This window comes from Streptomyces sp. NPDC057280 (genome assembly GCF_042668605.1).
Taxonomy (GTDB): domain Bacteria; phylum Actinomycetota; class Actinomycetes; order Streptomycetales; family Streptomycetaceae; genus Streptomyces.
This window is the reverse complement of the sequence record NZ_JBHUYR010000017.1, coordinates 58524-85249: the sequence shown is the minus strand read 5'-3', so window position 1 is coordinate 85249 and position 26726 is coordinate 58524. Positions and strand designations below refer to the sequence as shown.

Genomic DNA, 26726 nt, shown 5'->3' with positions numbered 1-26726 from the left:
TAGGTCCTCTCCCGCTGGCGCGGTGACCGGCGGGGAATTCCCGCCACCAAGGAGTGTGCACGGATGAGGTCTGCACGATCGTCCTGGGCCAGACCGTCTCCACCGCCTCGGGCAGGCCTTTCAGCCCGTCATAGACCAGCATGAGCAAGTCGCTGACGCCGCGGTTTTTGATCTCGGTGAGGATGTGCATCAGTGCTTAGCGCCCTCGCCGCCGTCGCCGGCCCACAAGCCCACGATCTCCCGCCGGCCTTCGGTGGTGACGGCCAAGGCCACGTAGATGGGCCGGTTGGCGACCGCGCCATCGCGGGTCTTCACGTGGATGGCATCGATGAAGACCACCGGATAGACGGCGTCGAGGGGGCGGCTCTGCCATTCGGCCATGCCCTCGAGGACCTGGTCGGTGATGGTCGAGGTTGTCTGGCGGGAGACCTCGGCACCATAGACCTCGGCCAGGTGGGCTTGCACCTCACCGGTGGTCAGGCCCTTCGCGGCGAGCGAGATGACCATCTCGTCGACGCCGGTCAGGCGCTTCTACCGCTTCTTGACGATCTTCGGTTCGAAGGAGCCGTCCCGGTCGCGCGGCACCATTGTCTCCACCGAGCCGACGTCGGTCAGCACGGTGGTGCATTTGCCGTTGCGGGAGTTGCCGCCGTTCTTGCCAGCCGGGTCGTGCTTGTCATAGCCGAGATGGTCCGTGATCTCGCCTTCCAGAGCAGACTCCAGCAACCGCTTGATTAACTGCTGCAGCAGCCCGCCTTCACCGGTCAGCTGCAGCCCCTCCGCCTGGGCCCGGTGCACCAGCTCGTCGATCAACTGGTCGTCAACAGCCTTCGCCGACACCGCGCTTGTGGACTCGGCACCCACGGACTCGGACACGTTCTCGCTGGTCATCGATGCATCTTCCATGATCGGGAGTTACACCGAACGTCTTACAGTCCCGATTGAACAAGTCAGGAGCCCGGCCAAAGGGTCCCACCACAGTCGTGTGGGGCTCGTCCTCGGGCTGCCCTGGGCGCCCAGAAAACCTCACGAGAGCGCGTGCCGGTGACGTCACGCGGTGAGGCGCGCGTCGCCGGAGGCCTGCCAAGGGGAGCGACGCGCTGTTCCCGTTCCTACACTCCGAACATGGACAGCACTCCCGCGTACCGGTCGGTTCGGACGAGGTTCGCGAATAATGACTACGAAACGATCTGCGAGTCCTTCGGCGGCGACTTCGTAAGCCTCCCCGCCTGGCGAGCGCTCGGCAATCTCCTTGCTGGCCGAACCGGCTGGCACTTCGACTTTGACCTCCACGGGGTGGAGGCCACGTGGAGCCTCGGCACGGAGCAATCGTCAAGACTTGTGGATTGGGTCGTCTGGTTTGCGGTGCGTCAGTTCGCTCCTGGCCATGAGGGGCAGTGCCAGGTGGAGCCGTCCCACTCGATGAGGAAGGGCTGCGCGTGGGGCAGGGGCGTGCCCCAGACCGCGGCTCCGAGGGTGCAGAGCTGGCCGAGCGCGACCGTGAGGCTGGCGACGTGGCCGATGACGGCGACGGTCTCGCCCCGGTGCTGCTCGGCGATGGTCTGGAACGCCTTGCCCATGCGGGCCGTGACCGCGAAGCCGGTTTCACCGTCACCGACCTGCTGTGTCAGGTCGTTGTTGACCACCCAGGAGCGAAGCACGTCTGCGGTCTGCCGTCGAACGGCCGGATCGCTGCTTCCCTCGTGCCTGCCGATGCCGACCTCCACGAGGTCGGGCAGGGCCTGGACGTCAACGCGGGCTGCAGTGGCCAGCGGCTGGGCGGTCTGCCGTGCGCGCAAGGCCGAGCTGGAGTAGACCGCGCCGATCCGCTCGCCGGCCAGAGTCCGGGCCGCGAGAGCGGCCTGCTCATGGCCCCGCTCGGTCAGCGGAGCGCTCGGCACGGCCCCGGCGACGTTGTCCGTGACGTTCTGCGACTCGCCGTGGCGAAGGCACCACACCCGGACCCGCACGCTCATGCCGCCAGCTCCTCTCGCTCGACCAGGACGCCGTTCTCGAACTTCGCACCGGCCCGGACCAGGGGGACGAGATGGGCTCCGGTGATCGCGCGCCATCGGGTCTGAGCGGACTCCACCAGCTTGAACACCATCGCCAGGGCCGCAGAGGGGCTGCCCGCGCCCCGGGTGACCTTCGTCCGCAGCTTGACCGTGGAGAACGTGGACTCGATGGGGTTGGTGGTCCGCAGGTGGACCCAATGCTCGGCCGGGAAGTCGTAGAACGCCAGCAACTCGTCCTGGTCATCGGTGATCTTCGCGACCGCCTTGGGCCACTTCGCACCGTAGGTGCGGGCGAACGCCTCGACCGCTCGCTCGGCGTGGCTGCGGCTTTCGGCGTTGTAGATCTCCTGCAGCGCCTTCGCCGCGCCCGGCTGTGCGGACTTCGGCAGGCAGTTCGCGACATTACGGGCCTTGTGGACCCAGCATCTTTGCTGCCGCGCGGCGGGGAACACCTCGGCGAGGGCCTTCCACAGGCCCATTGCGCCGTCGCCGATGACCAGTTCCGGATCGCGCATGCCGCGTCGGCGGCAGTCCCGCAACAGGTCGGCCCATGATTCGGCGGACTCCCGCAGGCCCTCCGCCAGCGCGATCAGCTCCTTGGTGCCGTCCAGACGGACGCCGAGCAGGACCAGGACGCACGAGTGCGCCTGCCCGAGACGGACCTTCGGATGCACCCCGTCCGCCCACACGTAGACGAAGTCCCGGTCCGACAGGTCCCGGTCCTGGAAGGCGACGTGGTCGTCCTGCCACTGCCTGGTCAGCCGGGTGATAGTCGCGGGCGACAGGCCGGCCGTGCCGCCGAGGAACTGTTCCAGCGCGGGCACGAAGTCCCCGGACGACAGTCCGTGCAGGTAGAGGAGCGGCAGTACTTCCGAGATCTTCGGCGACTTGCGGCACCACGGCGCCAGGATCTGCGAGGAGAACCGCTTGCGCTCGCCGGTGGCGTCGTCGACGCGGCGGTCGTTCACCCGCGGGGCTTTCACCTCGACTGGGCCCGCCGCCGTGATGACGGTCCGCGGTCGGTGGTGGCCATTGCGGACCACCAGGCGGTGCCCGCGCTCGTCGGTCTCGGCCGCCAACTCGGCTATGTACTGGTTGACTTCCGCCTCCAGCGCGGCGGCGAGCATCCGGCGGGCGCCTTCGCGGACGATCTCGTCGATCAGGGAGCCTGACTGGGTGGAGCCGTCGTCGGTGACTACGCTGAGCACGGGCGTGCCCTCCCGACCCGCGCTGCGAACGCGGGCCTACTCGGTGACCATCACAGGATCATTCGGGAAGGTACGCCCTCCGCGTCCCTCCCGGGGCTGATCCACAAGTCCCAAGCATTGCTCCTCGGCACGTTCGGCGAGGCACTCCTCGTCATCCACGTCAACCAGATGGCCCTGTACCACTGTTACGACCATCGCGCCGACTCTGACACCATCGTCGCTGACATCCCGGCCGTCGAGGCGTGGCTGGACGGCCGGGAAGAGGGAGCGCGCCACCCCAGCGCCACGCTGATCGAGATGGCACGCGCCAACGACTGGCAGACCCTCAAGAGCGTTCCGATCACGCTCAGAGTCAGCTGGTCAGACGGCTATTTTTCCGCCACTACGTACCAACTCAATGAAGCCAGTTTCGGTCGGACCCTGCCTGAGGCGATGAACCGGGCAGGGGAGATGATCTGCCAAGTCTTCGGCGCTCCCGCGGCAATCGCCCAACAGATGGCCCTCTCAGCGGAACTCGACGCCGCCGCGGTCGGCCAGCTTCGGATTGCCTGACTGCAGAATCGGGCGCGGAGGCTGGGGCAGAGCCGGACGCCGAATGGCGCAGCCGGGCTGTGACACGTGCTCCAGCAGCAGGGCGACACAGCCCATGTGGTCCACGTCACTTCGCGCAGCCCTCCTCTGTAGCATTCAATTCGGCGTGGCCCCATCCCCGACAGCCGGGCGGCCTCTTCGTCATGGTGGCCCTTTTTCCGCCAGGCACCGCTTGGCCTCATGGACGAGCGGCGGGGATGAAACCGCCCGTGCAGAACCATGTGCTTCGCTCGAGGGCGCGGTAGGTGGCTGTTTGCCAATGGTTTCTGCGGACTGCGGCGTGGCTGTCTGCGATCTCCGCTAGATAGGCCGTCAGGGTCTCGGGTCCTTGCCCGGCGAGTGCGATGAAGTGGTGGTTGAGACCTACGAGTTCGTCGCTTGCTTGGAGGGCGTAGAGCTCGCCGAGGCCGAAGGCGAGGAAGTGCCCCTCGACTCGGCGTATCAGCTCGGGCGGCCAGTGTGTAGGTGGCGTGACGGCGAACTGCAGGGTGCAGGGGATGTCTTCGATGACGGTGGCGGTGAGCCAGATGTCCTTGTCGATGTTGTCGAAGTAGGGGTGGAGAGTCTGTTCCGCTGCAGTGCCCGGCGCGGTGCTGGCCTTCTTCTTGTTGCAGTCGGCGCAGGCGGGCAGGAGATTGGTCGGGGTGACGGCCAGGTACTGGTACTTGGTCTTGGGCAGGTGGTGGTCGAGGGTGGTGACCCTGCCGACGCCGCATAGGGGGCAGCGGTGTGCGGAGGCGCGGAGTTCGTTGTAGATGTGGCGGCCAGGGCCGTTTTCGCCGACCAGGCGCTGGGTGTAGACGTTCTCCAGCAGGTCGGCGTGCTGTTCGGCGGCCTCGTCGGTTAGGGGTGGGTAGGGCGGACGGAATGCGGCGGCATTCAGAGTGTGCAGTTCTTGACCCCGGCAGGCCTGGTTGTAGGTGTCCGAGGCTTGGGCGACGCTGTCCTCGTACAGGTCCAGGATCGCTCTGTTGTCTGGCCGTGCGTTGCTGATGCACTCTCGGTAGACGTCGCGCGCGGAGCGGCTTGGTGGCGTGAGCGGCCACATCAGGGAGCTCTCCGGGCGTCTCGGTGAGCGATGGCGGCCCGGGCCAGCGCGCGGCCCTCCATGCCCAGTTGGTGGTTGAACTTGGCCAGGACTTCCTCGTAGCTCAGGTCCTGGGCAACGGCTTCTTCGAGGGCGCGGTGGAAGCCGGATTTGGCTACTTCCAAACCGAAGATCTCGCGGGTGAGGACGCCGACGTTCTCCCCGAAGGTCTCAGTGTCCGGGCGGTCAGCCACGCGGTGATTGCCGTAGCGGCGGATCGCCCACACGCACTCCTTGGGCACCTCCTGCAGAACAACCGGGGAGTGCGTGGCGATGATCGCAACCCCGTTGCGTTCGGTGAGGAGGTCAGAGAGCGCGCGGACGAGCGCCGACAGCAGCGGAGGGTGGAGGTGGGCCTCGGGTTCGTCAATGAGGACGAGGGACCGCTCGGTGACGAGCTGGACCAGTTTGGTGATGGTCAGCAGAACGATCTTGTGTCCGGAGCTGAGTTTGCGGAACAGCCCGCTGGTCGCTTCGGGATCGTGGGCTCTGTCCGACAAGACAGTGACATTGGCGTCCTGGAAGATCGGGTCGGTCTCGAGCGTGGCAAGAGATCTCCGCCAGGCCGACGACCGCCGCTCGGACCCGCTCACGCATTCCCGGGCACTTCTCGCGAAGTCTTCGGCAAGCTCATCCGCGGTCATAGCGTGCTCCGCACCTGACCTCCGGAGGCCCACATGGGCGTAGCCGAGGTCGTCGCGCCTTGGGCTTGGGTTCACCGGCTCGAATTCGTCGAAAGCGCTGAAGGACACGGACACAACGTTTACGAACCGCTGGGTGGATGCGTCTTGGGTGTCCTGGTCGACGAAGACCAGCGTGCCGTGTTCGCCATCGGGGTTCATGAGCGTGCGGGTGATGCCGTTAAGAAGGTGGCTCTTGCCTACGCCGTTGCGCCCGATCAGGACGTGCACATTGGTGGGCGGCAGAACGTCGGGGGTGACCTTGAAACCCACCGCAAGGGGCGGCGCGACGCCGGCGCCCGGCATGGGCAGCGATGCATAGATGAAGTGGTACTTGCTGAGGACCGCTCCCCCGCGGGCGATACGGGCGAACTGCCCGGTGACCGTGGCCAGTTCAATGCCACGCATCAGGGAAACCCGGGTGACCTCCTCCTGCAGAGCTCGTTCGAGCGTGCTCTGCGGGCCGAAAGCAAGATCCCTGAGCAGATGGAGAACGGTGCCCCTGGTCTCATCGCCGAGTGTCTTCAGGTTCGCGTAGTAGGTCTCGTCCGTCCCCAGCGAGAAGTACTGGGCTTCGTCCAGTTCTTCGAACGTATCGGGCACGCGCACACGGCCAGGTTGCATGCCGAAAGTGGCGATCCGAACATTGCCGATCTCGACCTGCTGGTGTCCGTCGGAGCACCACAGCGTGAAGAATGTTTTGTACGAGTAGTCGTCCCAGTTGTCGCTGACCAGATAGGCCCCCGGTGCGGTTCGGGGCGGCTGACTGAACCGATCCAAAACCGTGAACTGCATCGGCACGATTGTCACGCCCCCTGATCCCCTGGTCTCTCACCGAAACACCGTACCGGGCCGGACATCGGGACCTTCGGAGAACCTCAGCGCTCCCTCAGGGCTCCGCTGACCACGGTCCAGCCGGGACACAAACCCCTGTTGCTGGGGGCTGTTCAACCATCTCCCGAACCGCGCCGTCTCGGTTTGCCGACCATCCCGAACTGCGCGGCGAGCGCTGGCCAGGAGGCCGAGGACTACCGGCAGTTCGCCCACCCGGACACCCGCCGTGCGAGCGACGACATGACCAACGCGCACAGCCAGCTGGGCCCGCTGCCCCGCGACGAAGCCAGAGCGCTCGCGGCAGAAGTGGCCGAGCTGGAACGCACCCTCGGGACGGACCACCCAAAGGCCTTGGCGCACGACCTGCGCCCGGGGCTCGGCGCTGCTGCTTAACTCCGTGGTACGGGGTCTGGTTGGTAGAGGCGGTGGGCATCGAGGTCGCCCGCAGTGATCAGGGCGTCGCGCAGTTCTCGTAGGGCGTGGTCGGGGCGCTGCGCGGACGGAAGTTGGCTGGCTCGGGTCAGCAGGAGGCGGGCGTGGTCACGGACGGCGGCATCGCGCCAGGGGTCGGTGCTGGGGTGGGTGAGGAGAAGGGCGGTGATCAGGGCAGCGGTGGGGTTGTGAGGGTGGTTGGCGGCGCGTTCAGCGACGTGGTCGGGGTCGTCCAAAGCGGGGGTGTGGCGTGCGGAGGCGAGGGTGAGCTCCAGCCAGATGGTGTCATCGATGTCGGTGCGGGCGAAGGCGCCGGCCCCGGCGAGCGCGCCCTCGGGGAGGGGGGCGGCCAGCGCGGTGCGCCACAGGGTTGTGGCCGGATCGGTGGTGGCCAGCTCGGTGTCGAGGGCGATGCGGTGCAGCAGGCGGGCGATGGTGGCCGGTGCGTTGTCGCCGTGGGCGAGGTGGGTGAAAAGCTTGCCTGGGGCGCCCAGTTGGGCGGGGTTGTTCAGCAGTGCGTGGGCAATGTGGGTGGTGGTCTCGGGCGGAGTGTCGTTGCGCAGACAGTCAAGGAGCTGGCCGCGGTCGAGGTCGGTGAGCAGCGGTGGATACAGCGGGCCCCGGCGCAGCCAGGAGGCGGCGGCCGAGGTCGCGTGGGCGGACAGGGTGAGCAGGGTGGTGCGGTGTGCGTGGACCCAGTCAGAGGCCGTGGTGTGAAGCAGGGGGAGGTGAGGGCCGAGGACGGCGGCGGTGCGCGGGGTCTGGCCGGTGGCGTCGACGATGGCGTTGAGGTGGGTGGTCAGTCTCTCGGGTAGGCCGCGGCCGGTGGTGCGGGCGTGGTGGCGGGCGTAGTCGAGGAGGCATTGCAGGGCGGGGCCGGCCGGGTCGGGACCCGCGCTGTCCGTGGCGGCGGCGGGCGTGGTCAGGGGGTGGGTCAGGGCGTAGAGGTGGTCAAGGGCCGCGGGCAGTTGGTCGCCGAGGTTCGTGTCGGTGCGCCAGACGGCGGTCAGCAGGCGGAGCATGGCCTGCTGGGCAAGGTCGGCTGCCGGGAACTCTTCCTCGTCGTCGGCGTCGTCTCTTCCGGTGCTGGGCGCGGGTGTCGTGGTGGCGGGGTGCCACGTGAGGGCGGCGACGGCCGCTTTGGCCAGGGCGTGGCCGGGGAAGGCGCCAGGGGCGCGTGTGTAGTCGGCTGCGACAGCCAGGTAGAGGGCTTGCAGTTCGGGTAGGGCGAGCGCGGTGAGGATTTCGAGGGGATCGGTGGTCCAGGAGGTGGGGTCGTGGTCGATCAGGGTGCGCAGGACCATCAGGTAGGGGGATGTGCCCGCGTCGGGGGCAGCAGCAAGGACTGCTGCCACGGCCGACGGGCCTTGCTCGGCGGCGAGACGGGCGGCCTGATCAGCGGTGACGGCGGGCTGCGGAGGGTCGGTGATCTGGAACAGCGGGTCGGCGGTGCGCGGGTCCGCAGGACCGGACGGGCTGACTTGCCGCAGCAGGGCCAGGGCCGGCTCCCACGGTGCGGCCACCGCTTCGGGCAGCACCGGGGACCAGCGCCACACCCGCAGCCATGCCCGGGGAGGCCGCCCCGCCCCGCTGGGGTCGTAGGAGGCCAGGTCGTCGGGGCCTGGCGGAGTACCGAGAGCAGCGGACATGCGGGTGTGGAGGATGTAGGCGTCGGTGTCCGGGCTGTGGTGGCGCAGGTAGTCGGCCAGGCGGGCGCCCTCCGGCGTGGGCCGGCGTGCCAGCAGCACGGGAAGCAGGGCCCTTGCCTGTTCCCACCAGGCGGCCTCCTCGCCTGCTGTGGGGCCGTCGGGCAGCTGCTGGTCGAGGTGGGCGGCCAGCAGCCGGTCGCGCAGCCGCTCGTCCGCCTTCCCGACTTGCTGCACGAGGGCGGCGGTGCGTTCGGCGAGCGGGACGCCCGCCTGGGCGTCGGCGGCGGCTAGGTCGAGGAGGGCGCGGACCAGCAGTAGGCCCACCCACCCTTCCGGGTGCTCCAGCGACACCTCGGCCAGATCCCGGTGGAAGACGACCGCGTGCCGCAGAACCGGGTCGGTGAGGCGGAGGTCGTCGCGCACCAGCGAGGCGAGGACCGTACGGATCGTCGGCGCGGCGTGGCGGGTGCCCTCAATGCCCGTGTGGTCGGCGGTGTGGACGAGGACCGCGAGCACGCGGGACGTCTGCCAATCGGGCAGGCGCGCGGCAGCCTGCGCGGCGAGGTCCTCGCGCGGTCGGGCCTCGGGAGCGTTGCCGTCTTCGGCGGCGGGCTCCTCATCGGCAGCGTGCTCGGCGCGCACCGCGGCGCGCAGCAGCGCCTCCACCGCGAAAATCCAGTCCTGGTCGCGGTGAGTGAGAGGGATGCCCTGGGCCCAGTCGGCGGCCAGCCGCAGCAGCCACCCGTCCGTCACCCGGACTTCCCGCTGAGGATGCGCCAGGCCGGTGAGGACGGTGCGGACCTGAGAGTTAAGGCCGATGCCGGGACGGTCGGCCAGGCGCAGCAGCGCCGCAGTCGCGTCCACCCCGGCATCGGTGATCACGGCCGCATGGTCGGCCAGCCACGCGCCCGCCCGGCCAGGGACGGTCTGGGCGAGGTGGTCGAGGTAGGGGGCGGCCGGCCAGTGACCGGTGGTGCTGTAGATGTCAGGCAGCAGCAGGACGTCGTCCAGCACATCGAGCCAGGCAGCAGCCGGTCGGGAGAGGAAAAAGTAGCGCAGCGCCCGCGGGTCGGCCCAGCCGGCCAGCACGTCCGCATCCGCGCGGGTGGGCTGCTGGAGCTCAGCGAGAGCGACGATCTCTTGGGCTCGGCCGGGCAGTGGGACGAACACCTCACGGGCCAGGCGCAGCATCTGCCGGTAGTGGGCGGCGGCCTTCTGTTCGGCGCTGCCGTGCAGGACGCCGGAGGCATCGCTGTAGATCTTCCCCCAGGCGTCGAGGGCATGGTCCTGCGCGGCACCGAGCTGCTGGCCCATGACCCGCTCGGCAATGTTCCGGGCTCGGCGGCGGTGATATCCGCCGGGCCGCTTGAGTTCGGGGCGCAGCTCATCGGCCGCTTGCCGAATGCGGTGCAGCGCTTTCTGCGGATCCCGGGCGCGGCGTGGGCGTCGTCCGACAGCGGTGGCCGGGCCTTCCTCGTCGGTGGGCCGGTAGGCGTCCACCGCGTCCAGCAGGTTCTGGGCCGCGCTCTTCATCCCGGTGGGCTTGGACGCCGTTGCGGTGCCGGGGAGGTCCAGGAGGGCATCGAGCGCGCCACGCACACACGCGTCAGCGATCTCCCCCGGCTGGCTGTGCCACTTTCAACGGGAGTCATTTCGAGGTGACTTGGGGAGTCGTTTCGCACCTGCGAGCAAGATCAATGTCAGTGACTTTTGATGTCACTCCCGGCTGTCAGTGCAGGGTGGGAGACTGCCCGGCATGATCGAACCGAACCCGAAAGCGGACCTTCTCCGATACTTGCAGGAGGCGCGTGACGCCCTGGTGTGGAAGTTGGATGGTCTCTCGGAGTACGACATTCGCCGTCCGCTGACTCCCACGGGCACGAACCTGTTGGGGCTGGTCAAGCATGTTGCCAGCGTGGAGCTGGGGTATTTTGGCGACACGTTTGGGCGACCGTTCTTCGACGGGGAGCCGCCGTCCTGGTGGTATACCGAGGAGTCAGAGCTCAACTCGGACATGTGGGCCACTGCAGATGAATCTCGGGAAGAGATCGTTGGGCTGTATCGCCAGGCGTGGGAGCACTCCAACAGCACGATCGCGGCGCTGCCGCTTGACGCGGTCGGTCACGTCCCGTGGTGGCCGGAGGAACGTCGAGAGGTGACGCTGAATCACATCGTGGTGCGCGTGATCTCCGATACTCAGCGGCATGCTGGTCACGCCGATATCGTGCGAGAGCTCATCGACGGATCCGTCGGATATCTGCAAGGCAAGGACAACTTGCCGCCGGGGGATCAGGCGTGGTGGGAGGACTACCGGAGCCGACTGGAGCGCGTGGCGCGGGAGGTCGAGGGCTGATCTCGCCGTGCTGGCGACCCCGTTGGCTGCGGGGTCGGCCATGCGGTGGCGTTCATCCGGCTGCGGTCTGTTCGGCCAGGGCTTTGGTGTGGGCGAGGCGGTAGGACTCGGTGCCGGTTTGGATGATGGCGCCGTTGAAGGTCAGGCGGTCGACGATGGCCGCGCAGAGCCGGGGGTCGGTGAAGGTCTTCGTCCAGCCACTGAAACTCTCGTTCGAGGCGATGGCGACGCTGTTCTTTTCCTCACGCTCCGTTAGAACCTGAAACAGCAGCTCAGCACCCCTGCGGTCAAGTTCCATGTAGCCGAGTTCATCGATGCATAAAAGATCGACACGGCCGTAGCGAGCGATCGTCTTGGACAGCATCTTCTCGTCGGCGGCCTCGACCAGTTCGTTGACGAGCTTGGTGGCCAGCACGTAGCGGACGCGGAAGCCGTGCATCGCCGCCTCGGTGCCCAGGGCGATCAGGAGGTGGGACTTGCCGGTGCCGGAGTCTCCGATCAGGCAGAGCGGCTCGCCCTTCTTGACCCATTCGCAGGTGGCGAGGGTGTTGACGGTGGCCGGGTCGATGCTGGGGTTGGCGTCGAAGTCGAACGCCCGCAGGCTCTTGTCCCTCGGGAAGGAAGCGGCCTTGATCCGGCGTTCGGAGCGTCGGCGGGCCCGGTCGTCGCACTCGGTCATCAGCAGTTCGGCGAGGAAGGCCCGGTATGACATCTGGTCACGTGCGGCGCCTTCGGCGAGGTCGGCGAACTGCTGTCGGATCGACGGCAGCCTGAGCATGCGGCATGCCTGGTCGATCGAGGCGGTGGCGGCTTCTTCGGTCAGTCCGCGCTTGCGTGTCATGATCCCTCTTTCTTGCCGGCCGTGCGGCCGTGCCGTTGCAGGAGTTGGTCGTAGTGGGCCACCGACGGAAGCGGCCGGTTGTCGGGCGGGAGGTGGGACAGCCTCCAGTCGGACAGGAAGGTGACCGTGCCGCTGGTCTCCTCCTGCGGCTGGACGGGTCGGGTCGGGGCGGGTTTCACGGGTTCGGTGAAGGTCTCGCCCTCGGCGGCCTTGCGGGCCTCCAGTGCGACCGCGTCCGCGGTCAGGGCGCCGGCTCGGTGGGCGGCGGCGAGTCCGGCGACGACGTGTTCGTGTTCCATGTGGCGGCCCAGCAGCAGCACCTCGATCAGGGCTCGGGTGCCGGCTGCCTCGCCGTGGGCGGCGCGGGCGGCGGTCCACCAGGCTTCGTGGACTGGGGTGAACTTTCCTGCGGCTTTGGCCTGTTCGAGGGCAGTTGCTCCGGGGAAGGCGCCCGGCTTGCGCAGGAGTGCTTCCAGGTAGTGGTCCAGGACCAGGCGGGATTCGCCCCGGCCGCTGAGCCGTTCGTGGTGGGCGACCACGGTGCGGCCGTCGTAGACGACCAGGTCGTTGGCGTGCAGCAGCACCCGCAGCTGGCGGCCGATGAAGCGGACCGGGACCGAGTAGGAGTTGCAGCGGACGGTGACCTGGCCGAAGCGGTTGACCCGCGGGGTGAACCAGCGTCCGGTCTCGAACACCTCCCTCGGCAGTGGCCGCAGCAGTGGCTGTTCCTGGGCGAAGTGCTCCCCGATGGTGCGGGTCTTCGACCTCAGACGCCGGCCTTCGTCGTCCACGTCCCACTCGTCGACCATGGCGTTCAGTTCGGTCAGCGAGGTGACCTCGGGAACAGGGACGAAGTGGTTGCGGCGGTAGTAGCCGATCTGCCCCTCGACGCCACCCTTCTCGTGGGCGCCCTCGATGCCGGGACGGCAGTAGAAGGCATCGATGCCCCAGTGCGAGCGGAACGCCGTCCAGCGGTCGTTCTCCACCCTGGCCCTGGACAGGCCCAGGACCCGCTCGACCGCGGCCCGCAGGTTGTCGTAGCGGATGCGGCCGCGGGGTATGCCGCCCATGGCCCGAAAGGCGTGCACGTGCCCTTCGAAGAACGCCTCCTGGCCGCAGGAGGCGAAGACGCGGTGCACCGCCTTGCCGGAGTAAGAAAGCCGCATCGAGAACAGATAGACCTTGGTCAACTTACCCGCGAGCATGACGTGCACGTCGCCGAAGTCGACCTCCGCCTCCGCTCCCGGCAGATGCGTCTGCGGCACGAACATCGCGTCCGGGCCGACCCCGGCCTGCCGGCGGACCTCCTTGCGGCGGTCCTTCACATAGACGCGGACCATGGGATAGGAGATGTCGTCAGCCGCATGGTCCTCGGCCAGGCGGTCGTAGATGCGCTGGGCGGTGTGCCGCTGCTTGGGCGGAGCATCCAGGTCAGCCAGTAGCATCCCGTCGATCAACGGCTTGTAGGGGTCGAGTCTCGACTCCTTGCGCCGTTGCTTCTTCCGCGGCTGTGGCCACTGCCCGTCCAGGGCCCGCCGGACCGTCCTCCAGGTCACGTTGTGCGTGCGCTGAAGCGCCCGCAGCGACATCCCCATCCGGTGATCCCGGCGGATCGCCGCGTACAACTCGACCTTCGACTGCGAGTTACCCATGAGGCCCCCAGCGGGAAAGGCACACCTCACGCTCCCACCGCTAGCCCTCACGTGACGTCAAAACAAACTGACATCGCGAACTCGGTCAGAAGGTGACTCCCACAGTCACATCGAAACGGCTCCCGCAGTCACCTACATAGCCACCCCCGGCCTCTCATAGCGGTCGTCGCCGAGGATGCGGTAGGCGTCGCGCAGCAGGCCCAGCGCCCGCATACCGTCTTCGCCCTGTGCGGTCAGAGAGGCCGCCAGGGCCTCGTCCACCGGCTCCAGGGCAAGGGCGGGTTCAACATCAGGCGAGGTTGCGGCGTCCATGGCGGTCACCGTAGTCGGCAGCAACACGCAACGCGCATCCTTCGTACAGGGCAGCCGCCCAGCAAAAGCGCGCGGCCGCCTGGCCGGTGGTGTCCTCTCGATGGCTGGTGCGTCGCAGTAGCGGGGACCCGACGAGGACAGGTGCCTGGTGCCGGCAACGGCGGTCGAGTCATCACGACGGCACATTCAGTGCGGGACCGGACGGTTCCCGCGGCGGCGTGACTACGGTCGCCAGGCCCGGCCGACTATAGGTGGGCGGTGATGCCGAACTGGTGCATCAGATCGGTAAGGAGCTCCTGGGCGCTCGCGCGCAACAGATTGTCCTCGTCAGCGGGGTTGACCACGGCGGTCACCGTCTGGATGCGGCGGGGCCGACGGGCACGGTCGGGGATGTCTCTGAAGGCGCCGCCATGCTCGGTGACGATGGGTGTCAGGGGTGTCGGTTCGGCGGTGGTGATGGCCGCCTGGACGTGCGAGGAGCTGTCCACGCCGAGGTGGCGGGAGAGTTCACAGGCCAGGGCGAGGGTGTCGCGGCAGGCCGCAGCGGTGACGTCCGTGTCGACCAGGGGGCCCGTCGCCTGCGAATCGGCGTCCTGGCGCAAGGCTCTCCAGGAGAGGTTGACGGCGAGGACGGCGCTGCCGTCGTGGTGCAGTTCGGCGTGGATCTCCCGGCCCATGCGCAGGGACAGGGTGGTGAAGACCCAGCAGCGCAGCCCGGGACGGGGGTCGTGCAGCATCACGCTCAACGTCTGCAGGGGGCTGACAGTGTGGCGGTCGCGGGTCAGGTGCTGGGAGTGGGCCATGGCGGTGCCACAGATGTCACCGACCATCTCGCGGGCCAGAGGCGCGGCAGTGCGCGGCAGTGGCCGCTCAGGCCGGGTGACGGCGATGAACCAGGCCGAGCGCTCATCCTGTTCGGCCAGGACATACTCCCGGGTGTGGGTGAAAAGGCGCTCGAGCTCGTCCTGAGCGTGCTGGACGCGCGTGAAGCGGTCACGGTAGGCGCGTTCGATCTGATGCTCGGCCATCCACGCGGTGTGGTCACGGTCGCGGTAGGGAACGACGGCAGCCTGCTGATCCTTGTCCTTAGCCGCCGTGCCGTACACGTGGTGAGGGGCCATAGGGCTGGCGGGCACATCGACGACCAGGAAGCTGAGGACTCCGTCAGGCGAGGACAGGACGGTGAAGTCGACGTCGGCCAGGTAGGGCTGGACGTGGTTGCGGATCCACTGCGCGTACTGCGCGGCGTTGACCTCGGCCGGGTCGATGCCGACCGGCTTGGTGTCCTGGTCAGTGACGCCGTAAACGAGCAGGCCGCCACGTGTATTGGCCATCGCGGCGACATCCTTGGCCAGTTCGTTCCACCGGCCGTCGCGCGGCGGCTGCGGCAGATGCTCCTTCCAGTCCAGGTCGTCGGACTCCGCGACGTGGGTGTCGGCGGCCTTCTCCACCATGTCGAAGGTGAGCGGGCCGGGCGGAGTACCGAGGTGCTCGTGCAGTCGCGTCCAAGAACGGGCCATACGCGAAACCCTACGGCCCGGCACCGACAACGCCGGTCACCAGCCGGGACGCTGGCAGCCTGGCGCCAACGCCACGCCAGCGCTCCGGACCCGGCAGCCGAGGCCGCTTTCCACTGCCTCCTCGTCCAACATTCACCAGCCCGCGTCCGGGGCGACGGCTCACCCATCGGCCCGTCCACCCCGCGCGGCGTGGTCAGGCGCCCCCCTGTTGGCTGGCGGTCTACCTTCCAATCTGCTCGAGCGTGGACAGAAGTAATTGGCAGTTCGCGATCACTTCGTAGGCGCTACCGATGGGCTGGTCGCGGTAGAAGCATCGATGAGCTGACCACAGGCTCTTCCAGATGGCCTACAGCTCAGCCAGGTCTGGGCTCGGGCCGTGCTGTGGAAGTGCCGGCACAGCTCGCGCTCCAGGACGCCACGGTCGAAGGCGGCGTTGTACATGAGGCACCGCCGTCCTGTCATGAGGCGGCTGAGATCAGGTACGAGAGCACTGAACGTAGGGTCGCTGGAGATCCGGTCGCTCGTGATGCCGTGGAGTGCGCTCGCCGCGGGGTCAATGTCGTGGAGCGGATTGATGATTTTGTCGACCAGCGTGGTGCCGTAACGGTCAGTCAGGCCGCACTAGACAGCCCACGCGTCGTTGAGGCCGGTGGTCTGCACGTCGAGGACGAGGCCAGCGCTGATCCTAACGAGGACCTTGTAGAGCGAGCCTTGGCCGCGATCGGCTCGCGCGTCAGTGCACTCGAGACGGAGGCGGACGAGTGCCTTCGCTACCGTCTCGCCGACGATGAGATTCATGCAGCAGGTTCACAGTCTGCCCGGAAATCTGCGGCCGAGTACCCCACTGCTGTCAGGCGTGAAGCACTTCTCGACGCTGTCGCGCTCGCCGAGGCCCGCCCAGAACTCTCCGGCTGCGCGGAGGGACAGGAAGCGGCGCCGACAGCCCGGTCAGCCCGTCCCTGATCGGGGCCTACCTCGCCAGCGCCGCACAGTACGCCCGGGAAGCCGACACCGCCCGCGAGTTCGCCGCCCTCCTCTCACCCCAGCAAGATCTGCTCACCTTGTCTCCCCACCCCACAGCGTATTGGCCCGGGTCGCTGACAAGCACCCTGCCATCAGCAGGCGAAACGGTGGCCCTCGGAGACAGAGGAGGCCGAGTCGTCAGGTGAGGAAGGGGGAGAGCGCCGAGGTCGCGGCGGCGGCGAGGGCGAGGACTGCGGCGAAGGTGCCTGCCGCGCGGGTGAAGGCCGTCGGCCAGGTCGCGCCGTCCAGGCGGGCCAGCATGCCGGCGCCGACGGCGGACAGCAGGGCGACGACGAGAATGACTGCGATGGCGAGAAGGGCAATGGCGACGGTCACGGCGGACTCCCTGGATGCGGTGGAGTATTGACAGGGACGAAGCTCGCGGAACCGCTGTGCGCCATGGTTCACGGGAACGAAGATGAACACGGGCACACACCACTCCGGGGGACCTTCACATGCACGACGAGCCGGACCGCCGCAGTCCCGCACACGCTGAGCTGTGCAACAGGCTCGATTCAGGACGGGCTCATGCCCGGCTGGATCAGACGCAGCTCGCCGGCAGGGCCGGCCTGGGCCGTACGACGGTGTCAAAGGCGCTCTCACCCCGGGGCGGCGTGCCGTCGGTGGACACTGTGACGGCGCTGGCTGACGTGTTGAAGCTGCCGGTGGGCGAGTTGCTGGAGCTGCGGCGGGCCGCGGCCGAAGAGGCAGGCATGGTGGCAGCCGATGTGACAGGGCCGGGCCGGCCGATCGGGCAGTGGGATCCGCATGAACTGGAGGTGCACCCTGCTGGCCCCGGCAAGACGCGCACCGACGGCGTGCTACCACTGCCCGGGTACGTGCGGCGCCAGCATGACCAGATATTGGCCAACGCCGTTGCGGCGGCAGCAAGGGGCCGCAGCGGGATCGTGGTCTTGGTGGGGACCTCCTCGACGGGCAAGACGCGGGCCTGCTGGGAGGCTGTGCAGCCACTCAGGGAGATGGAGAAGGGGTGGCGGTTGTGGCATCCCTTCGATCCCACTCGTGCCGAAGCTGCGCTGGATGACCTGCACCGAGTCGGGCCACGGACCGTTGTCTGGCTCAACGAGGCACAGCACTACCTCGGCGACCCGAAGTTCGGCGAGCGGATCGCGGCGGCCGTGCACCACTTGCTGATCGACGAGGAACGTGCCCCGGTCCTGGTGCTGGGCACGCTCTGGCCTGGGTACATCCAGGAGTACACTGCTCTGCCCGCTACGGGCGGGGCGGATCAGTACAGCCGGGTGCGGGAGCTGCTGGTTGGCCACACGGTGAGCGTCCCTGAGACGTTCGACACCATGGCCCTGGACGCTGCCACGGAGTTCGCTGAGGACGGTGACAGGCTGCTGGCAGATGCCCTGACGCGCGCCCGTACGAGCGGGCGGGTGACCCAGGACCTGGCCGGCGCCCCCGAACTCCTCGCCCGCTACGAGCAGGCCAGCCCGGCCGCCAGAGCGGTGCTGAACGCGGCGATGGACGCCCGCCGCCTCGGCGTGGACCTCCACCTGCCCCAGGCGTTTCTCACCGACGCAGCCACCGACTACCTCAGTGACATTGACTACGACCAGCTCACCGACGACTGGGCGGAGCAGGCTTTCGCTGAACTCGCTACACCCGTCCATGGCAAGCAGGCACCACTGCGTCGCACTAACCCCCGGCCCCTACGACGCCCGCCAGCTCCCACCGGTCGCCCCATCCTTTCGCCGCCGCCCACAAGGTCTCTGGTCCGGCTCGCCGACTACCTCGAAGAGCACGGCCGCGGCGCTCGCCGTCATCTGTGCCCGCCCTCCTCCTTCTGGCAGGCCGCCTACACCCACCTCAGCCACCCTGACGACCTGGAAAACCTCACCCGCGCCGCCCAAGACCGGCACCGCCTGCAATGGGCCCACCACCTGCTCCACCGCGCCGCGCACCACGGCAGCACCAACGCCCTGCACTCTCTGGCGCTACAGCGGGAGGAGGCCGGAGACCATGAAGGCGCCGAACTCCTGGCCCGGAAGCTTGCCGACCACGGCGACACCAATGCCCTGCACGCCCTAGCGATGCTGCGGGAAGAGGCAGGGGACCGAGGCAGCGCCGAACTCCTTCTGCAGCAGGCCGTGGACCGCGGCAGCGTCGACTCCCTGTACCGCCTCGCGGAACTACGGGCGAGGATCGGCGACCGGGACGGCGCCGAACTCATTCTGCAGCAGGCCGTGGACCAGGGCCTGTCAGCCGCCCTGTACCGCCTCGCGGAGCAACGGAAGCAGGCGGGGGACCTAGACGGCGCCGAACTCATTCTGCGGCAGGCCGTAGACCAGGGCCTCTCAGCCGCCCTGTACCGACTGGCAGAAATGCGGGAGCAGGCCGGGGACCGGGACGGCGCCGAACTCCTGGCCCGACAAGCCGCTATGGAGGGCGAGGCCGACGCTTTGATCCGACTGGCGGACTTGCGGAAGCGGGCCGGGGACCGTGACAGCGCCGAACTCCTTCTGCAGCAGGCCGTGGACCAGGGCCTCTCAGCCGCCCTGTACCGACTGGCAGAAATGCGAGAGGAGGCCGGGGACCGGGACGGCGCCGAACTCCTGGCCCGACAAGCCGCTGCTAACGGTGACACCACCCCTCTATACCGGCTGGCAGTATCGCGGCAGGTTGCCGAGGACTGGGACGGCGCCGAACTGCTACTGCAGCAGGCCGCCGACCACGGCGACACCGCCGCCTTAAACCGTCTGGCGCAACTGAGGGAAGCAGACGGAGACCGGGACGCCGCCGAACTCCTTCTGCAACAGGGCGCCAACGGGGGCAGCATCGGCGGCCTGTACATCTTGGCGCTGCTGCGAGAGGAGGCCGGGGACTGGGACGGCGCCGCACAGCTTCTGCAGCAGGCCGCCGACCACGGCGACACCCTCGCCCTTTACCACCTGGCACAACTGCGGGAGCAGGCCGGAGACCAGGAAGGCGCCGAACTCCTCGCCCTGCAAGCCGCCGACCACGGCGACGCCCCCCGCCTCAACCGCCTGCCAGCCAGATTGCTCAACAGGCTCTGGCCGTATGGCCTGGACCCCGATGGCAGGCCGACGCCCCCATGGTCCCGCTCCAGCAGGACCCACTACTGAGTTTTACGTTAGTTCTGTGGGTGCAGGAGCTTCAGCGGTGCGAGGCTGTTGATGTTTCTTCCGAGTCACGGTCCGTGGTTTCGGAGCGCCTGGAGCATCTCGACATCGTGCCGCTGGCCCCGGAGCCGGAGGAGCCCGCGAAGCCGTCCATGTGCGTGTATGTCCTGGGATCCTGAGGACCTCTCCCGGCGAACTACGTTGCAGCGGGGGCGGGATCGGTGAACGAAATCGGCTTGCCGATGGCGCGGGCATATTTGAGGACGCTGGGTTGAGGATGCCCTCAGCACAGCACTTCATTGGGATACTCAGCGCATGGCGCTGATCCGCACGATGTCTGAGGCCGACCACTCGGTGGTCGCTGGCCTTCTGGCATCGGCGGACCTTGCACCCGATGGGGGCCTCTACAGCACCGAAGGCATCGACGTACTCGTGGCCGACCAAGACGGTGAGGTCGTGGGCGTAGTGGAGTACGACCTGCACTGCGACTTCGGGCGGGACCAGGGACGGGCCGGTCATCTCGGAAAGCAGGCATGGATCTACAACATCGTGGTCGCTGAGCGGCGCGGCGAGCTCGGGCGCGCCTTGCTGACCGGCGTTGCCCACCGGGCTCAGGAGGCAGGCCGCACGTTCCTCGCCCTGGCCCCTCAGGACGGCAACGATGCACTCAGCCGACGGGCGTTCTTCCAAGCGTGCGGATTGACGCTGATCGAACCCGAGACACCCGGAGCGGCCTGGGGCTGTCCAGTCACGGACGTCTTACGCAGGAGCACCCCAGAACCCCGGTACACCTGACCACCGTGCAGCTGTCAGCGGTCGATAGGAAGCACTTGGTCCAGGCCGCTCTCGCACAGGATCTGCTCGACTGTTTCGTTCAGGCTGCTGGCCGCGTCAATGACGGTTTCCAGGTCGCCCGGCAGTAGGTCCTTCTCCCGGTACCAGGCGCTTCGCGGCCATGGACTGGGTCGGTTCACCCCCGCGGACGCGGGGGTGGTTCGGCCCCCGAGTGGGATCGCATCTACCGCGAGTTGTGCTCCTCGCCGACACGAGGGTGGAGAAGGCATCGGAAGGTCCCGCGGTGTCCGCCTCGCCGACGCACGGCCAAGAACTGGCGTCCCACCGCCAACCAACGCTCCCAGGCGCGCCGCAAGGAGTGGGCTCGCTCAGGGACCGCATCCTGACTGGGGCCGGGTATGGCGGCGAGCAGTGCGCGAGGGCGCGCCGTTCAATGCGCCCACCTCGGCCAGGGCCTCGCACCGGACGGTGCGAAGTGGGCCGTCAGCCAGCGGGGCAAGGGCTTCGTCGTGCTGCCCCACCGCTTGGAAGGTCGAACGCTGAGACACTCGGATCGCGATCACTTACTCCGACGCCCTTGATCGGCAGGCATCGACGTCAACTGGGTGATGGGATAAAACGGTTCGGCGGTGAAAGCGTTCAGCCGACCGGTCCACAAAGGGGTCTGATCACTCACTGGTCCGGTCATGCACCGCTATTGATGCCGTCGTGATCAAGAACATGCTGCGCGCTCTTCCCGCGCTCTTCATCGTCCTCGCCCCGCTCGCTGTCCCTACGCCGGCGCATGCCTCAGCAGCAGCGCAGGCTTTCCCGCTCTCGTACGCGGTCGGACAGATCCCGGTCGCCGACGAGTCCCGCACCGGATATACACGCGACAAGTTCAAGCACTGGAACAGCGGCCTGGACCCGGCCGACGGCTGCAACACTCGTGCCGAAGTACTCCTGGCGGAAGCCTCTGAGGCGCCGACCGTGTCGGCCGGCTGCAAGCTGAGCGGCGGCAAGTGGCTGTCCTACTACGACGAGCAGGAAGTCACTGACCCTGCCCAGCTTGACATCGACCACATGGTCCCTCTCGCCGAGGCCTGGGACTCCGGCGCCTCCACGTGGAGCGCCGCCCACCGCGAGGCGTACGCCAATGACCAGGACGCCGCCGCCAGCCTGGTCGCTGTCACCGCACGGACGAACCGTCAGAAGGCTGACCAGGACCCCAGCGCGTGGATGCCGCCCGCGCCGAGCGCCACGTGCCGCTACCTCGCCGAGTGGACCGCGACCAAGCTGCGCTGGGGGCTGAGTGCTGACCAAGCCGAAATCGACACCATCAACGTCTACGCCGGCGGGCCATGCGAGTTGACGGTCGTCCACTACGTTCCGGCCCCCTAACGCCGACCCGGGCCTTCGGATGCGGTTCCGACCGCATCGGAGGGACCGCGGCAATGCCCGCCCCGCACCATCTCCACAGCTGCCTCTACCGCAACACCGGCAGCGGCCGCACCATCTGCTGCGCCCGACGCCGTGAGGCTGCTACGTCCGCTTGCTCGCTGCTCTACGCCAGCGGCATCGGGCTGGGTTCCCGATCGGTCTCGGCATCATGAGCCCTCACTCGGGTGCTCGGACGGGTGAAGACGCCGCTGCGGGAGAACCTGGCAGGGCGTGTGCGCGTAATGCTGTGTATGAGAGCGATCAACGAAGCGCACATGGCTGAGCCCGGACTCGCCGTGGTGGAAATCGCGGCCGGGGACGAGACGACCGCTTTCGCCGTTCAGAGCCTGCTCGCTGCACAGTGCGCCATCGCACCCGCCGCCCACGCGACCCGAGAACCAGGACAGCCCGGCGTACGACTGCGCTGCTTCCTCGACCTCCGCCAAGCCCCCGACTAACGCCCCTTCGCCTCACCTGTCATCCGGGACACTCGGGCCTCCAGTTCCGAGGTCGCGGGCGGGGTCGACGGCACAGGCGTCGGCCGTGGCGGTGGTGTCCGCCATCAGCCGGTCGGCGCGGTCCTCGCCGTGGCTGGCGGCCGCGGCGATCCGGCGGGCGATCTCGCCCATGGCGGCCGGGGGCTTCAGCCAGCGCTCCCCTGAGTCGAGGTGGCGGCGGTCGATGGGGCGCAGCAGGCGGGCGGCGTCCAGGACGTCGGCGAGGCGGTGCTGGTCGGCGTCGGCGTAGCGGACGGCGTTGGTCAGCACGACGGGGATGCCCAGTAGGTCGGCGAGGGGTGAGGGTGCGGGCGGCCAGGCGCAGTGAGCCGGGCCCGGGGCCGATGTGCCCAAGCCAGCAGGCTTCCAGGCGCAGCTGGATGCCGGGCGGCTGCCGCCAGGGCGCGAGGAGGTGTTCGGCGAGATCCGTGCGGCCGGCGGCCAGGGCGCGGATGGGTTCGGAGGTGGGGCCGAGCAGCACGGTCAGCCCCTCCCCCGCGTGCTGGTGCAGGTCCTCCCAGGTGAGAAGGGGCGGGCCGTCGCTGTGCGTGTGGGCGGCGGAATTCAGCCTGCACAGCCGTGCCCAGCCGGCGGCGGACTGGGCGAGCAGGACTATCCGGTGGGGCGGCTCGTCCACGTGGGCGCCGCCGCGGACCGGGTGCGGCGGCGCTGCGCGGGAGCGGGGGCGAGCGGGGCGACGCCAAGGCTGATGCCGAAGATCGGCCGGATGCCGTGCGCGAGGGCGGCCTGCGCGAACCGCACGGCGCCGGTCACGGCGTCGCGGTCGGTCAGCGCCAGCGTCGTCATGCCGCGTTCGGCGGCGCGCTGGACGAGCTGCTCGGGGCGGGCGGCACCGAACCGGGTGGAGAACCCGGAGGCGACGCTGAGATGGGTAAAGCCGCCCATGGCGTGCCTCCCATCTCCTGCCCCCTTCGGCCCGCCATGCGGTGCACCGCTTCCTCAGTATCGAATATCTTTTCGAACAATGTAGTGCGTGAGATCCCAGGTCACGAGTTGGGCGGGCGTTGTGACTGTGCGCGATAGCTGGCCTTTGAGCACGCCAATTGGCCAATGTGCGCAGCAGGTCGCCCGCAGGCCCGACAGAAGAACCCGTCTACCCTGACCGAATGATCGATGAGGGGGACTTCCGAGTCGGTGACGTGCTGTCGGTTGCTTGCCCGTTCACGGTTGCCAGGGTCGTGCAGGGTGTCACGTGGGATCACGTGTCGGTGCGATGGCCGTGGTGGGAGATCGATACCGAGAACGAGTTCGCGCGCTGGAACGGGGTCGTCGCCCTCGGCGTGAACAGCGGCGGGAGCTTCTCGCCCGAGGCGGAGGCCGAGCTCTTTCGAACGGACCCCCCGCCCGACCAGCTGAAGGCGGGAGACCTCTGCCGGGTCGGCGTGCCGCCCACCCTCGTGCACGTGACGGACGTCGAACACCACGACCCCCCGCTGGAGACGGCCTGGCTGCCACATCCCACCCAGACCGTGACCGTGCTCCCTCGAGGTCTGTCCTATCGCGAGTTCCCGGACGAGAGCCATCGTGATGGCTCGGGATACACCATCCACCCGGGCGATGGGATTCCCTTCACCTTCGAACTGTTGATGCGCCCATACGCATCCCTCCAGGTGGGCGACGAGGTCGCCGATGCCGCCGGCCGGGCATGGCGGTTCGGCGGGCCCTGGGACTGGACCGCCTTCGACGGGGAGCCGGCCGGGCCGGGCCCTGCGTGGCCACTCGTCCTGCTCACCCGAGCAGGAACGCCGTGTTGCGTCGAGGACGCCGAGGCGGTGGCCGCGAGTACGGCGAGAGGTTCACACCAGGAGACGATCCGAGACTGGATGGCACTCACCGAGGCCTCGCCCACACCCTGACCCGTCCGGAAGCCTGCGGCATCTATCTCTGCCGTGGCTGAGCAAAGACCTGGCCCTACGGGCCGACTGACCTCCATGGTCACAGGTGCGACGGACCACGACCGATCACCCCTGGTCGAGGCGGATTGCCCCAGCAGCTGACCGGCACGGCCGTCGGGATACGCGGGGTCAACCAGCAGCCTCCGTCGCCCGGCGCCCACTCGACGGATCAGCGCGGGCGCGAGCGTCAGCGCTCATCTCTCGCAACCGGTCACGGGCGTGTTCTGGTGTCCCATGCCGTGCTGTTGGGGTCCGTCAGTCGTACAGCCACTGCTCCCAGGCTTCGAGGCCGGCCAGGGCGGTCGCGGGGATGCCCAGTTCGGTCAGCGCGCCGGGATACACCCGCTCGTAGGCCGTGTTGTAGGCGCTGGCGAGGGCGGCGTCGCCCAGCAGCCACGGCGCGGGTGCGTGGTCGAGGTCGAGCACGGCGAAGTCGCCTTCGTAGCGGATGCGGCCATGGAGGAGGCCGCGCTCGAGCAGGGTGTTCCAGCCGCGCCCGACACGCTCGATCTCGGGCATGCCTTTGGAAGTGTCGATGACGGAAGCGACCTCGAACCGGCGGCGCGGGATGCGGGCATAGAGCTCCGCGACGATCCAGGGCAGGCCCAGAATCCGAAAAAGGTGGGTGCGATGGGCGCCGCCCGAGGCGACGTTGTAGAGCGGCCCGGCCGGCCCGTTGATGACGCCGAGGGTGATGGCGGATGTCTCGGCAAAGTGGTGGCGGAGGAACGCGGCGAGCTGCTCGGGCTGGGTGGTGAGCAGTTCGCGGGTGGCGCGCGGAATCCAGCTGGGGCCGCGCGACTCCTCGGAGCGGTCGAAGTCGCCCCAGACCTTGTCGACGGCCTGCACGATGGCGTCGGTACGCACCCAGGCGGCGCTCTCGCTGTATGCCCAGGTGCGTTCCCGCTGGCGGCTGTAGAGGTCGAAATGCGGCGACTGCGGCGCGCTGGCCTGGAGCTGGGCGGTGGCCGCCCGCACCCGATCAGTGATCTCCTGCTCGGGCCAGGCCCGCTGGAGATCGACGATGGCGGCCACGGTGGCTTCGAGCGCGGCCCGGTCGGCATCGAAGGCGCGCTGGACATCCCCCCGGTCGATGCCGGGTGCGTCATTGTCCGTGGCCGGGACGTCGGGCCGTTCACCATGCAGGGCCAGGGTGATCTGTGGGCGGTGGCGGCTGGTGGCCTCGAACGACTGCAGGGCTTGTTCCACGGCATCGGGGGTGGCGCTCCAGCTGCGGACGCACAGACCGTCGTCGCGGTGCGCGGTCAGGGCGCCGCTGCTGTGCCACGTCGCTGCCCAGGTGCCGCCTGTCCGGTCAAGGTGCGCGGTCCGGCGCGCCAGGTCGGCTTCAAGGTGCTGAAGGTCGCCGCGGCGCCGGGCACGGGCGAGCAGGCTCGGAGTGGGGCGCAGCACCCCGGCCAGGAGCTCCTCGTCGAGCGGATATTCCGCGCGCTCTCGGTGCCATTCGATCAGGAGCTCTCGTGCCTGGTTGATGCGGCGTGCGGTCTGCTGGGCTGCGTCGCGCAGCTCGTCGCCGTCGAGGTGGCCCGCGACGGCGGCCGCCGTGTGCCGCCCGGCTTCAGCCACCACCTGGTCCCACAGGTACAGCTCGCCGGCGGCCTGATGCCACAGGTAGCCCTTTCGGGCGGCCTTGTCCGACTCCTGGACCTCGATGAGGGACCGTACGATCTGGGCCCGCTCGACCGGAGGCTGGCCGCGGCCGCGGCGTACAGCGAACCGCAGCAGGATCAAGGTGATTCGACGACCGATGTGCGTAGACCGGGGGCGGCCGTCCTTCGTGGTGCATGCCTTCGCGCGCGGCGCCGCGCAGGTGGGGCATGTCCAGTCCAGCACGTCCCAGTCGACCGCCACGTATCAATCCTCTCGCCGGAGATCAGCTCAACCACCCCCGTGACAGGGGCAGTTGCAGTCTGACATTGGGGACTGACACAAGAGCATGGATGGCGACGGCGCCTCGTCGCCACGGCCGTCGGGATGCGCCGACCAACGCGCGCGAGGGGCCAACGGCGATGACCGCGCGACGTGATCTATCGCGACGGGTCTGCCGCGGGTGGGCGCTGCGATCGCTGTTGGTTATTCGCTTGCCGGGCGGGGCCACGCAAGCCCACCCTGACCGATATGGATGATATCGACGATTTTGACCTGCCCCGGCCGCGCTGGGATCACCACCGCATCGCCATCCTCGGCGGCTCCGCCGAAGACGAGCTCACCATTGCGGGCGGCTATCTGGACGTGGCCGACCTCGCAGCCGAGCGGTTCTTCGCTCAGCCCAATGACGGCCTGCCCATCCCCATCCTGTACCTGTACCGGCACAGCATCGAGCTCACGCTGAAATGGCTGATCAAACTCGCGGCCCGCTGTGCGCTGCGCGACGGCTATCAGGGCCCGGAGAACCTCAGCGCGGAACGCGTCGCGGAGCGGCTGAGTAAAACGCACAACATCAAGAAGCTCGCGGATTGCTACAACCGGTACCTGCAGCACCTGACATCTATGGACTCCGAGAACACCATCGACCTGAAGACGTTGGAGTCCCTGAAGTGGCTCGACAGCGAGGATGAGACGGGGCAGGCCTACCGGTACTCCCTGATCGGTAGGGACGGGACTCCCGCACGCCCCGTTCAGGAGAACATCGACTTCTACGAACAAGCCAACAGACTCCATCGGCTTGCTCACCTGCTCCAAGACGGCTACACGTCCCACCTGGCCGACTACGAGGCCTACCAGCGGGACATGAGCTGGTACTGAGCAGCGGCCGAACTCCCTGGACACCT

At 68.4% G+C, this 26726-nt stretch carries 21 protein-coding genes and 2 pseudogenes; 9 read left to right on the top strand and 14 right to left on the bottom strand.

What is annotated here, in order from left to right; all coding sequences use genetic code 11:
* Positions 1-55: 55 nt before the first annotated feature.
* The 3 genes and pseudogenes from ACFUO4_RS44235 to ACFUO4_RS44225 all read right to left on the bottom strand — a co-directional run.
* Positions 56-891: pseudogene (locus ACFUO4_RS44235) on the bottom strand (IS256 family transposase); the annotation flags it as partial.
* A gap of 479 nt (positions 892-1370) precedes the next feature.
* Positions 1371-1976 (bottom strand): histidine phosphatase family protein, encoded by a 606-nt coding sequence (locus ACFUO4_RS44230; RefSeq protein WP_383496593.1) that lies wholly within the window; start codon positions 1974-1976, stop codon positions 1371-1373.
* A complete protein-coding gene (locus ACFUO4_RS44225; protein ID WP_383496590.1) occupies positions 1973-3223 on the bottom strand; it encodes an IS256 family transposase in 1251 nt (416 codons plus the stop codon). The genes ACFUO4_RS44230 and ACFUO4_RS44225 overlap by 4 nt, the downstream gene beginning before the upstream one ends.
* 117 nt (positions 3224-3340) lie before the next feature.
* On the opposite strand from ACFUO4_RS44225, the gene ACFUO4_RS44220 reads away from it, so the two are divergent.
* Positions 3341-3775, top strand: a complete 435-nt coding sequence (locus ACFUO4_RS44220) for a hypothetical protein (RefSeq protein WP_383496587.1) — start codon at positions 3341-3343, stop codon at positions 3773-3775.
* Between the two features lie 217 nt (positions 3776-3992).
* Here the strand turns inward: ACFUO4_RS44220 and ACFUO4_RS44215 are convergent, their stop codons facing one another.
* Both ACFUO4_RS44215 and ACFUO4_RS44210 read right to left on the bottom strand, forming a co-directional pair.
* Entirely contained in the window at positions 3993-4862 is an 870-nt protein-coding gene (locus tag ACFUO4_RS44215) for an HNH endonuclease (protein ID WP_383496584.1), read from the bottom strand.
* On the bottom strand, positions 4862-6376 hold the full coding sequence (locus tag ACFUO4_RS44210) for an ATP-dependent endonuclease (protein WP_383496581.1): 1515 nt from the start codon (positions 6374-6376) through the stop codon (positions 4862-4864). The genes ACFUO4_RS44215 and ACFUO4_RS44210 overlap by 1 nt, the downstream gene beginning before the upstream one ends.
* A gap of 183 nt (positions 6377-6559) precedes the next feature.
* On the opposite strand from ACFUO4_RS44210, the gene ACFUO4_RS44205 reads away from it, so the two are divergent.
* A complete protein-coding gene (locus ACFUO4_RS44205) occupies positions 6560-6808 on the top strand; it encodes a hypothetical protein (protein ID WP_383496578.1) in 249 nt (82 codons plus the stop codon).
* Here ACFUO4_RS44205 and ACFUO4_RS44200 read toward each other — a convergent pair.
* Positions 6805-10095, bottom strand: coding sequence for a hypothetical protein (locus tag ACFUO4_RS44200; protein ID WP_383496575.1), 3291 nt, complete (start codon positions 10093-10095; stop codon positions 6805-6807). The genes ACFUO4_RS44205 and ACFUO4_RS44200 overlap by 4 nt on opposite strands.
* Before the next feature lie 157 nt (positions 10096-10252).
* On the opposite strand from ACFUO4_RS44200, the gene ACFUO4_RS44195 reads away from it, so the two are divergent.
* Positions 10253-10849: a DinB family protein gene (locus ACFUO4_RS44195; RefSeq protein WP_383496571.1), complete on the top strand. Its 597-nt coding sequence runs from the start codon at positions 10253-10255 to the stop codon at positions 10847-10849.
* 52 nt (positions 10850-10901) lie between these two features.
* Here ACFUO4_RS44195 and istB read toward each other — a convergent pair whose 3' ends face one another.
* The 6 genes from istB to ACFUO4_RS44165 all read right to left on the bottom strand — a co-directional run bounded on the left by istB (position 10902) and on the right by ACFUO4_RS44165 (position 16533).
* On the bottom strand, positions 10902-11690 hold the full coding sequence (gene istB, locus ACFUO4_RS44190) for an IS21-like element helper ATPase IstB (RefSeq protein ID WP_351960816.1): 789 nt from the start codon (positions 11688-11690) through the stop codon (positions 10902-10904).
* On the bottom strand, positions 11687-13342 hold the full coding sequence (gene istA, locus ACFUO4_RS44185) for an IS21 family transposase (protein ID WP_383496568.1): 1656 nt from the start codon (positions 13340-13342) through the stop codon (positions 11687-11689). Before istA ends, istB begins: the two co-directional genes overlap by 4 nt.
* A gap of 132 nt (positions 13343-13474) precedes the next feature.
* On the bottom strand, positions 13475-13654 hold the full coding sequence (locus ACFUO4_RS44180; protein ID WP_383496565.1) for a hypothetical protein: 180 nt from the start codon (positions 13652-13654) through the stop codon (positions 13475-13477).
* A 245-nt stretch (positions 13655-13899) separates the two neighbouring features.
* On the bottom strand, positions 13900-15174 hold the full coding sequence (locus tag ACFUO4_RS44175) for a helix-turn-helix domain-containing protein (RefSeq protein WP_383496562.1): 1275 nt from the start codon (positions 15172-15174) through the stop codon (positions 13900-13902).
* 270 nt (positions 15175-15444) lie between these two features.
* Positions 15445-15702 carry a hypothetical protein gene (locus tag ACFUO4_RS44170; protein ID WP_383496685.1) on the bottom strand — a complete coding sequence of 86 codons (258 nt, stop codon included), beginning with the start codon at positions 15700-15702 and terminating at the stop codon, positions 15445-15447.
* Positions 15703-16335: 633 nt separating this feature from the next.
* Entirely contained in the window at positions 16336-16533 is a 198-nt protein-coding gene (locus tag ACFUO4_RS44165; protein WP_383496560.1) for a hypothetical protein, read from the bottom strand.
* 119 nt (positions 16534-16652) lie between these two features.
* Between ACFUO4_RS44165 and ACFUO4_RS44160 the strand changes: the two genes are divergently transcribed.
* The 4 genes from ACFUO4_RS44160 to ACFUO4_RS44145 all read left to right on the top strand — a co-directional run bounded on the left by ACFUO4_RS44160 (position 16653) and on the right by ACFUO4_RS44145 (position 21979).
* The gene (locus tag ACFUO4_RS44160) at positions 16653-19310 is read left to right on the top strand and encodes a helix-turn-helix domain-containing protein (RefSeq protein ID WP_383496557.1); all 2658 of its coding nucleotides are present in this window, start codon (positions 16653-16655) and stop codon (positions 19308-19310) included.
* A gap of 312 nt (positions 19311-19622) precedes the next feature.
* On the top strand, positions 19623-20102 hold the full coding sequence (locus tag ACFUO4_RS44155) for a GNAT family N-acetyltransferase (RefSeq protein ID WP_383496554.1): 480 nt from the start codon (positions 19623-19625) through the stop codon (positions 20100-20102).
* 708 nt (positions 20103-20810) lie between these two features.
* Positions 20811-21482, top strand: coding sequence for an HNH endonuclease family protein (locus ACFUO4_RS44150; RefSeq protein ID WP_383496551.1), 672 nt, complete (start codon positions 20811-20813; stop codon positions 21480-21482).
* 281 nt (positions 21483-21763) lie between these two features.
* Positions 21764-21979 (top strand): DUF6207 family protein, encoded by a 216-nt coding sequence (locus tag ACFUO4_RS44145; RefSeq protein ID WP_383496548.1) that lies wholly within the window; start codon positions 21764-21766, stop codon positions 21977-21979.
* Positions 21980-22000: 21 nt separating this feature from the next.
* On the opposite strand, the pseudogene ACFUO4_RS44140 reads toward ACFUO4_RS44145, so the two are convergent.
* A pseudogene (locus ACFUO4_RS44140) lies at positions 22001-22924 on the bottom strand (PHP domain-containing protein); the annotation flags it as partial.
* Between the two features lie 317 nt (positions 22925-23241).
* Here ACFUO4_RS44140 and ACFUO4_RS44135 point away from each other — a divergent pair.
* Positions 23242-23895, top strand: coding sequence for a hypothetical protein (locus ACFUO4_RS44135; RefSeq protein WP_383496545.1), 654 nt, complete (start codon positions 23242-23244; stop codon positions 23893-23895).
* Positions 23896-24189: 294 nt separating this feature from the next.
* Here ACFUO4_RS44135 and ACFUO4_RS44130 read toward each other — a convergent pair whose 3' ends face one another.
* Complete coding sequence (locus ACFUO4_RS44130) at positions 24190-25806, bottom strand: hypothetical protein (protein WP_383496542.1); 1617 nt, start codon at positions 25804-25806, stop codon at positions 24190-24192.
* A gap of 267 nt (positions 25807-26073) precedes the next feature.
* Between ACFUO4_RS44130 and ACFUO4_RS44125 the strand changes: the two genes are divergently transcribed.
* Positions 26074-26700, top strand: coding sequence for a hypothetical protein (locus ACFUO4_RS44125; RefSeq protein WP_383496539.1), 627 nt, complete (start codon positions 26074-26076; stop codon positions 26698-26700).
* The last annotated feature ends 26 nt before the right edge of the window (positions 26701-26726 follow it).